The organism is Halobellus sp. Atlit-38R (assembly GCF_003665925.1).
GTDB classification, from domain to species: domain Archaea; phylum Halobacteriota; class Halobacteria; order Halobacteriales; family Haloferacaceae; genus Haloquadratum; species Haloquadratum inordinatus.
In genome coordinates this window covers 1-749 of the sequence record NZ_QXIJ01000075.1, presented here as the reverse complement: position 1 = coordinate 749, position 749 = coordinate 1, and the positions used below count along the sequence as shown (strand labels likewise).

2 protein-coding genes are annotated in these 749 nt (G+C 61.4%); both read left to right on the top strand.

Annotated elements, in window-relative coordinates; all coding sequences use genetic code 11:
• Positions 1 to 355 (top strand): ATP-binding cassette domain-containing protein (locus tag D3D02_RS18170; protein WP_394337742.1); only part of this gene is annotated, 355 nt, incomplete at its 5' end.
• Between the two features lie 6 nt (positions 356 to 361).
• On the top strand, positions 362 to 749 hold a 388-nt coding region (locus tag D3D02_RS18165; RefSeq protein WP_147435704.1), incomplete at its 3' end, for a TetR/AcrR family transcriptional regulator.

The following is a 749-nucleotide window of genomic DNA, read 5'->3' as shown; positions in this document are numbered from 1 at the left end:
CGACGGTCTAATGAAGTACTCTGGCGATGTGCGAGGCGTCGAAGACCTCTCCTTTGGGGTCGAGGAGGGTGAAGTATTCGGGTTCCTCGGACCGAATGGCGCGGGGAAGACGACCGCCATCCGGACGCTGATGGGGTTTCAGTCCCCGACCGACGGGACGGCGACTGTACTCGCCGCCGACATCACTGATGCGACGGCGCTCCGAAGCGCACGCGCAAACATCGGTTACCTCCCGAGTGAACGGGGATTCAACGAGAACGTGACGGGGCGAGTATGGTGTCACCGGAGCAACCCTCCTGCTCGTCTTCGCGGCCGTCTTCGTCGCCGCGAGCCAGGTAGTATTTCACCGGAATGACCTCTGATGGCTGGATTCAGCGACGAGAAACGGACGTACATCCGGAACGAACTGCTCAAAACCGGCCGGAAGCTGTTCGCTCGCTACGGCCTCAAGAGGACGACCATCTCGGACCTCACCGATCCGGCCGGTATCGCCGACGGGACGTTCTACCACTTTTTCGACTCGAAAGAACGGCTCTACCTCGAAATCCTGACCCGAGAGCAGGAGGCGTTCGCCGACAGTGTCGACGGGCTGCTCGCCGACGCGTCGGGTCCGCAGGAAGGGATTACCGCGTATCTCCGACTCACCATCGAGGAGATCGAGACGAACCCCCTTATTCAGCAGCTCGTCGTCGAGGACGACTGGGAGCGACTGGTTCAGGAGTTCTCCGGGGACGAACTGGCCGAACAAC